At 52.3% G+C, this 6,881-nt stretch carries 9 protein-coding genes; 1 reads left to right on the top strand and 8 read right to left on the bottom strand.

What is annotated here, in order from left to right; translation table 11 throughout:
* The 5 genes from ACH2EH_RS00725 to ACH2EH_RS00705 all read right to left on the bottom strand — a co-directional run.
* A partial coding sequence (locus ACH2EH_RS00725; RefSeq protein WP_395137825.1) for a hypothetical protein occupies positions 1-653 on the bottom strand: 653 nt, incomplete at its 3' end.
* Between the two features lie 74 nt (positions 654-727).
* The gene (locus ACH2EH_RS00720) at positions 728-1,207 is read right to left on the bottom strand and encodes a hypothetical protein (RefSeq protein ID WP_395137823.1); all 480 of its coding nucleotides are present in this window, start codon (positions 1,205-1,207) and stop codon (positions 728-730) included.
* On the bottom strand, positions 1,197-2,195 hold the full coding sequence (locus ACH2EH_RS00715; protein WP_395137821.1) for an AAA family ATPase: 999 nt from the start codon (positions 2,193-2,195) through the stop codon (positions 1,197-1,199). The genes ACH2EH_RS00720 and ACH2EH_RS00715 overlap by 11 nt, the downstream gene beginning before the upstream one ends.
* A 765-nt stretch (positions 2,196-2,960) precedes the next feature.
* Positions 2,961-3,344, bottom strand: coding sequence for a hypothetical protein (locus ACH2EH_RS00710; protein ID WP_395137819.1), 384 nt, complete (start codon positions 3,342-3,344; stop codon positions 2,961-2,963).
* A gap of 12 nt (positions 3,345-3,356) precedes the next feature.
* Positions 3,357-3,746, bottom strand: a complete 390-nt coding sequence (locus ACH2EH_RS00705; RefSeq protein ID WP_395137817.1) for a hypothetical protein — start codon at positions 3,744-3,746, stop codon at positions 3,357-3,359.
* Positions 3,747-3,815: 69 nt separating this feature from the next.
* Between ACH2EH_RS00705 and ACH2EH_RS00700 the strand changes: the two genes are divergently transcribed.
* Positions 3,816-4,016, top strand: coding sequence for a hypothetical protein (locus ACH2EH_RS00700; protein WP_395137815.1), 201 nt, complete (start codon positions 3,816-3,818; stop codon positions 4,014-4,016).
* 182 nt (positions 4,017-4,198) lie between these two features.
* On the opposite strand, the gene ACH2EH_RS00695 is transcribed toward ACH2EH_RS00700, so the two are convergent.
* The 3 genes from ACH2EH_RS00695 to ACH2EH_RS00685 form a co-directional block, all read right to left on the bottom strand.
* Positions 4,199-4,609, bottom strand: a complete 411-nt coding sequence (locus ACH2EH_RS00695) for a hypothetical protein (RefSeq protein ID WP_395137813.1) — start codon at positions 4,607-4,609, stop codon at positions 4,199-4,201.
* 155 nt (positions 4,610-4,764) lie between these two features.
* Positions 4,765-5,880: a replication-relaxation family protein gene (locus ACH2EH_RS00690; protein WP_395137811.1), complete on the bottom strand. Its 1,116-nt coding sequence runs from the start codon at positions 5,878-5,880 to the stop codon at positions 4,765-4,767.
* Positions 5,877-6,881 (bottom strand): hypothetical protein (locus ACH2EH_RS00685; RefSeq protein ID WP_395137809.1); only part of this gene is annotated, 1,005 nt, incomplete at its 5' end. The genes ACH2EH_RS00685 and ACH2EH_RS00690, both read right to left, overlap by 4 nt.

Genomic DNA, 6,881 nt, shown 5'->3' with positions numbered 1-6,881 from the left:
GCCCCTGCTGTCTGGGTTTCTTGGGCGTCTTCGCTAACGTTCAACGCTTTCTTTACAGATACATTCGTATCTTTCTTTTTCTGGGAATCTCTTTCTTTTATAAGGGGTGCAACTTTTGAGGGGGGCAAATCTTGAACCCCTTCAAAAGTTGAAGGGGGTGCAACTTTTGAAGGGGGTGCTGGATAGTCATCGGTTGCTTTCCTTGTTCTCTCGATAGCTACCCTCTGGCGTTCCTCGTCCTCCCAACGAAGGGCGTATCGTGCACCTGTGTTCAGCCCTGCTGCTGCGGTCTCGATCAGCAGCCCCTCTTCCATTGCTTGGCGGACACCTTTACGAACTGAGTTTTCGGCGATCTTGGCCATTCGTGCTATGTCTGGGATGGAGAGCTCAGCCTCGATGCGCTTCTCGCCGGTTATTGAGTCGGTCCAGCCAAGCGTGGCTCGAATAATTGCTCCTACTACAGAAACTACACAGGGTGGGCAGTTGGGGAGAACATAGTCGAAGAACGCGTTTGGTACGGGCGTGAAGTTAGCACTCATTGGAGGAAAGCCACGGAACTTAGACATAGTCTCCTCCTGGTATGAATGTTTGAAAGTTAGACTGTCAGACAGTCTGTTTTCAAACTTTCTAGCACTGTGGTATAATCTGTTCATTGTTTTTAGGTGAAACCCCGTTGGCGCGGGGTGGATCGCATGGCGGCTCCGTTGGCGCGGGGCCGTTTTTGTTTTTATCCTTCTTCTTGCTCCTGGGCTTCCAACTGGGCGAGCAGTTTTTCAAGGGCGTAGATGGTTAGTCCTTGCCCAGTTACTTTATGCTCTTTAAGTCGGAAGGCTTGGTAGTCGAGGCGTTTCTTGAGTGCACGGGGCAAGCGTGTCCCCCAAGGCGTGAGTTCTGCTCCAGGACGAATGGAATGGGCTGCTGCCTCAATGAGGTTCTCATCTTCCAATTCTTGCTTTCTTGCTTTCCAATTTTCTTGCTTTGTTTCATTCTTTCTTGCTTTCTGATTTTCAAACTTTCTAACATTATTACTTTCAGACAAACTGGGCTTATTCTTTGGTATTTCAGGCTCAGGTTCTCCCAGTGGAGGATCAATCCCCTTACGCCGTCTATGGGTGCCGATCACATCATCAAGCACGCTTTCAGTGGGCGCATCCTCACGTGCGGCGAGTACCGAGCCAGGTGTAATAAGGGGTGTTCTACGAGCCATCGCATATCTCCTCAGCAAGGGCTATGTAGTCTTGCGCGACACGCTCATTGGGACTCCAGACTGTGATCGGTTTTGCGGCTGCTTGGGCCTCACGGACGCGCACAGAGGTGCGAATGCGAGTATTGAGCAAGTCCGGCCCAAAAGCACGTTCAAGCTCAGCAGTGACCTCACTAGAGATGTTGGTGGCGTCCATCTTGGAGCGAAGGGCCCGCACCCGCTTTAAGTCAGGGTTGATCTTACGGCGAACACTCTGAATTGTCTCCTGAAGACGTGCGACGCCTTTAAGAGAAAATATTCCCATATCAACGGGGATGATTACCTCCGTGGCGGCAGCCAGAGCATTGATGGTCAGAACCCCGAGCGCAGGAGGACAGTCAAGAAGGATGAAATTGAATCGAGATCGTACCGGCTCTAGCGCCTCTTGAAGTAATGTCTCACGACCCACGGCACCAGCTAGACGCATATCTGCGTCGGCAAGCTCCAAATCTGCTCCAACCAACTTCAGATTTGGTAAGCCAGAGACAGCAGGCGGGGAGCTGATAATGGCGTCCTCGATGCTCTTGCCTTCAACGAGAACAGTATAGAGAGTGGCCTTCAGCTCATCTGGGTTAGCCCCCAGAGCTTGTGTGAGGTTGCCCTGGGGATCGCAGTCAATCACTAGGATCTCTAACCCACGTTGTGCAAGAGCTGCCGCCAGGTTTGCAGCTGTGGATGTCTTGCCCACTCCACCTTTCTGGTTCGCAAGTGCTATGACACGACACTCACTGATGGGAGGGATCTTCGCATCCGGATAAAGGTTTTGAACATCTGACAGGCGAACAACTTGTCGGCCACGTTCTTTGAATGCCTCAAGGTCGCCTGTCTCGATCCGCCTCCTGATCGTCGAGTGACTAATACCAGATATCTCTGCGGCCTTATTGATGGGTATGAGCAAGCTATACACTCCTTCTGAAAAAAATGTTACAGGGGATTTTAACAAGGATTTCATATTACGTCAAGTAACTTCTGGACATCTTCCCACTTTGCCTCTTTGGAGTCCGGTGGGAAGATTGCTCAGAAATTGGCTCCTGATACCTCAAGGCTTTCGTAGTTTTCTTTTTTGTGCCTGAAACCATCGCTGCATGGCCTTTATTCGCGTTCGAAATTTCAGGGCACGTCGAATCATGGTGGGGTCGTCATACTCTGTGAAAAAGTAGCCATAGCACGAGAGGGCTCGCCAGGTGAGCGGGGCTTGGCGCTCACCCGTCAGGAGCGTATAGATTGGGCAGAGATACCCTAGGAGAAGTGCGATCCCTAAGATAGCCAGCATGCTTCCTAGAAACCCTGGTGAGAGTTTCTTGGGAAAGTAGTCTGTTCCATGGAGGGAAAGCCATATAAGGGATGCCGTAAAGGGTATCCCAAAGAGACATTCCCGCAGGTTTCGAGCCATATCAATGACCGCAGTCCCTGCTTGGATCGCCTCGCCCTCCGCTCCACATAACTGGCAGAACCGATGCCTGCTCCCGCTTGGGGTGCGGTTGTCGCACTGTTTGCAAATATCGTAGCTGGGCTTGCCGCAATCTGAGCAGTAAAAGAAGGTAGGGGTACTACCACGCAGACGCGCTTGGAGCGGGATTTTGTTGACTGCTCCACAATCACATAAATATCGAACTGTTTTCATAATCATAAGGCTTTCTTTCCAAGGGCATTCTCGATTTCATTGATGTTAAATCTTTTGATATCGAGTGTTTCATGTTGCACATCCGACTGTCGATCAGAAGCTTCCCGCCAGCTCGTCACCTGTCTGGATGAGTGTCCACTCCTCACGGATTAGCGTTGTTATCCAAATGGTTCGCGCTTCGAGTGGCTGGGCTGAGGTATCCCTGAGAAGGCGGGGGGACACCTGGAAAGTGCTGGTGACATAGCTACCTTTGAGGATATTCTCCTCGTTGCTGCGTAACTCGTCTTCGCAACGCTCATCACTGAAGCCGCCAGATGCATGACGACTCAATACATTTTCGATAGAGCGTCCCGAGGCCCGCAGGAGTGCCTGCGCAGCCTCGGTGATATTGACGGTTCCCAGTGGAAATCGCCAGCTACCGTTGCGCAGCCAGAGAGGGACACTGATGCGCCGGACGGAATAGGAAGAAGAGTCCATTTTATTTGTCTCCTACCACTCGTCCGGTGTGAAAATTGTTGTTACGGATCTGTCGCTCTCGGTCATCACGATGACCTGGGCACCTGTGAAGAGGCGGTACATAGATACAATTCTCTGTCCGCCCTGATCTATCGCGTTGAGGTTGGTCTCGACTTCGTCATCATTTACGATCCCGAAGTCGCCTTGAGCATGTCTCTCAACGAGGTTGCGTAGAGTCACGCCTGCTCGCTGCATGGCAACCGTTGCAGCAGGGGTTCCAACCAAGAACCCAAGATCAAAAAGGGCAGTGTCGCTGGCGAGACTAAAGAGTCCTCTGCATTCTTTGTGACGTAATGAGCGTGCACGAATTTCTGGCTCGTTGCCAGGAGATGATCTAAAAACGGACATCGTCAAATTCTCCATAAAGCCCCATCTAGGGGAGATTAACCTCTCTGCACGTGCCTGATAAGTCGGGACACGCAGAGAGGTTGCATGAACTCAGGTTTCGTCGAGAGTGCAAATGATCGTCATGGAACGATCTTCACGTGTCTCGATGAAGATAATCTCGCCGGTTGGGAGCTGGTGGCTCGATTGGATGGCAGCTCCCACGGCCACATCTCTCTTGAGCTGCTCCAGAAGTTCACCTCCCTGGCCAATGGCTTCCCAGTCAACGCCAAGATGGCGATCCATTAAGGAGCCGCGAGAGATACCAGATTGTGCGATAACCTCATTGGCTAGACGACTGATGCAAATCTCACCTGGAGCAAACTTGGCTCCATTTTGTAGATAGTCATAAGGGGAACGACCCATAATAAACCTCCCTAAATAGGATTGGTAACGGGGGCGGAGACAGGGGGAGACTCCGCCCAAAGAGATTAGCTTGCGGGGGGCGTTGGCCGCTTGATAAGGCCAAAGACCCGTAAGGTCACTGTCCAGAGTGCCCCCAGTAGCCGGGGAGCACCTCGCAAGACAAATTGCAATGCCAGCAGGGGCAAGCTTCTTAGAGTCTTGCCAATGACCCCCCCACCTGAGGGCATCATGCCAAGAAACAACCCAAATATCCAGGCGATGGTTGCCCAGACTAACGCAACCTGTATTAGGTTGCCAAGAGAGTTCACATGGCTACCTGTAAGAAACGCGAAGCTATAAGAAGACCCTAGCCATAGAGCATTTCCAACATCACCGCCGTGTGCCAAGCCCATGCGAAAAAGACCTATGAGGATCAGAATCGAGATGAGTTTAGGCAGCCAGTTTAAGGAAATGCCAACGGCATGGGGTGTCAGCATGAAGTCATTACAGGTAGGGCAACACCGGATACCGGGTCTATGTTTGTGCCCTTTCTCACAAACGACAGCATTTAGAGTATGTCCACAACCGCCAGCGCAATAAACGCTATCGGTGGGTGAGATAAACCCGCACTTGCAACAAATAATCATTGACGTTAATCTTTCTCCGGCTTTGCCGGAACGGAACTGAGTGGAGACGACTCTGAGGCGTGAGGCCCCAGATACGAGGCAGAAAGCCCCAGAAACGCAGCCAAGCGCTCCCGCCTGGCTCGCGCTGCGGATGAGAGTGCTAGAGAAGGAATACTCTCTTGTTTTTGAGAAGCATCCTTCTCAGAAAGAGTTGGGGAAATCGGTGGCCCGGCGAGTTCAGCGAGGTCTGCAAAAGTCGCTATAAGGCGATTGGGTAGGGTGTCACCTAGTGTTCGTGTCATGATCTGCTTAAGGTTGATGGCACGAACTTCCGTGGTCGTAAGAATCAGATAGAGGGGGCGATCCCCGTCAGGCATGACTGGAGCAATTTCATTGCTGTCCGCTTTGTATGTGCTGTCCGCTTTGGAGGGATGATTTAGCTTGGGGAGAACCATGCTACAGAAACGGCCCACGATCCTTAGCTTCTTTTCCCATTCACTTGAGCTGGTGTGCCCAAGATCAACTTCACAAAAAAGCTGTCGAGGTCGTGACTCTTTGCCTTCCTCTCCAATGTCACCAAGGTGCACGAGGACGTGAGCATCAGGTCGGAATCGCTCCTCCTGGGAGGTGCCGTTACTCAGATTCAGACGGTAAGAGAAGAAGGCCTCTGGATGAAACTTCAGTACCTGAAATGTGCCTTTGGATTTGGTAGCGATGCGTCGTAGAGCAATAAAGCACTGGGCGATCTCTAATGCGTGAGCACGAGCTGTTGGGCTGCCTTTGCGCAGACGCCGCCTAATGTCGTCGGGCGCTATGCCCAAGTGATTTGCGATAACCTCTACCGCTGCGGGCCCAAGCTGATAGAACCATTGTCCGCCAAGACCCGCCGCTGTCCCAGGTGTTGCAGCACCCAGTGGCCCCAGTGGTAGAGGCCCTCCCACAATCAGATTGGCGCGCGCCAGCATCGTCAGGCGTCGGTTACGTCTTCGATCTGCGATACCGGGGAAGTGTAGCTCGCCAATTTGCCCCGAGAGCATCCCCTGGAAGAGGTATAGGTCGATAATAATTCCAAGATCCCGCAGGGTCAGGATGATTTGAAGGGAACGGTTGGAAATCTTTCTTCGTGGAGTAGGGGGCTTCATGACCCGTCTCCTTTCGCATTATCTGATGGATTGTCGAGCACTTCTACCCCGACGATGTCACCAGCCTTTGGCCCCGAGTCTGCGGATGGCCTTTGCCCCACCTTGCTACGTGTTCTGGACTTTTGTGGAGCTGGGGATACCTCCTCCTCGTCTGAGGCATCCCCGTAATAGAAGCACTCTAAGCGCTCACGCTCGGCATCGATCTGAGTTGCCAGAGTTCCCCAGCGCTCCATCGCTGAACGGCGCACCTGTGCCACTACTGCTGCCTCAACGGGGGGCACCTCTGGCATGCGTATTTTGATGCGGCGCATAGGTTTGGCTGTCTCTAAGAAAATCCCCTCACCTTTTGCCTGGGAACTTAGCCAGTTGCGTAGCACTATGCGTGGCTCTTCTGAGGGGAGCTCGCCCGCGACAGTATCGCTATCTCCGCCACCGAGCGCCAGATAGATATGCGAGCCGATCACGTTCCTCAGGACGGAGCGAAACCGGGAGTCGAGCTGACTGACGGCTTGATGCGCGACGTGAAGTCCTACGCCGTAGCGACGACCTTCCTCGGCGAATCTAAGTAGTTGCGTGCGTGAAGCCTCATTGCCCGTGAAATTCTCAATCTCATCAATAAAGACGTTCGTTTCTTTGAGGCTCCGAATCGGCTTATCAGCACGAATCGCGGCTCTGGAAAGGGCAGTAAGAAACATTTGTCCTAAGAGCTGGGAGGAGACTTCCCCGATCTCTCCACTAGCGAGCGAGACTAGAACAATCGCTCCAGGCTTCTCCAGTATCTGCCTAAGTCCTGTAACTCCGCCTTCCAGAAAATGCTTAGTTGCATCAGCGCCAAGGAATCCTGATAATTTATTAAGTATCGCTCCCATATAGGCTGCATTCTGTGCCAGCTTTGGAAACCGTGTTCGGAAGAACCGCACGATGGCGGGATCTTTTACGCTTTGAAGAGTCTCGTTTCTGAAGGTGTCGCAGGTCAGAAAAAGCTCCAAATCTACCAGGTT

Origin of the sequence: Armatimonas sp., assembly GCF_043760365.1 — a bacterium.
GTDB lineage: Bacteria > Armatimonadota > Armatimonadia > Armatimonadales > Armatimonadaceae > Armatimonas.
This window is presented reverse-complemented; position numbering and strand designations above follow the sequence as displayed.

What these genes read in the sequence shown, in the direction of transcription:
- ACH2EH_RS00720 (WP_395137823.1), bottom strand. Translation starts at nt 1,207, where the DNA reads ATGGCTCGTAGAACACCCCTTATTACACCTGGCTCGGTACTCGCCGCA.
- ACH2EH_RS00715 (WP_395137821.1), bottom strand. Translation starts at nt 2,195, where the DNA reads ATGAAATCCTTGTTAAAATCCCCTGTAACATTTTTTTCAGAAGGAGTG.
- ACH2EH_RS00710 (WP_395137819.1), bottom strand. Translation starts at nt 3,344, where the DNA reads ATGGACTCTTCTTCCTATTCCGTCCGGCGCATCAGTGTCCCTCTCTGG.
- ACH2EH_RS00705 (WP_395137817.1), bottom strand. Translation starts at nt 3,746, where the DNA reads ATGGAGAATTTGACGATGTCCGTTTTTAGATCATCTCCTGGCAACGAG.
- ACH2EH_RS00700 (WP_395137815.1), top strand. Translation starts at nt 3,816, where the DNA reads ATGAACTCAGGTTTCGTCGAGAGTGCAAATGATCGTCATGGAACGATC.
- ACH2EH_RS00695 (WP_395137813.1), bottom strand. Translation starts at nt 4,609, where the DNA reads ATGCTGACACCCCATGCCGTTGGCATTTCCTTAAACTGGCTGCCTAAA.
- ACH2EH_RS00690 (WP_395137811.1), bottom strand. Translation starts at nt 5,880, where the DNA reads ATGAAGCCCCCTACTCCACGAAGAAAGATTTCCAACCGTTCCCTTCAA.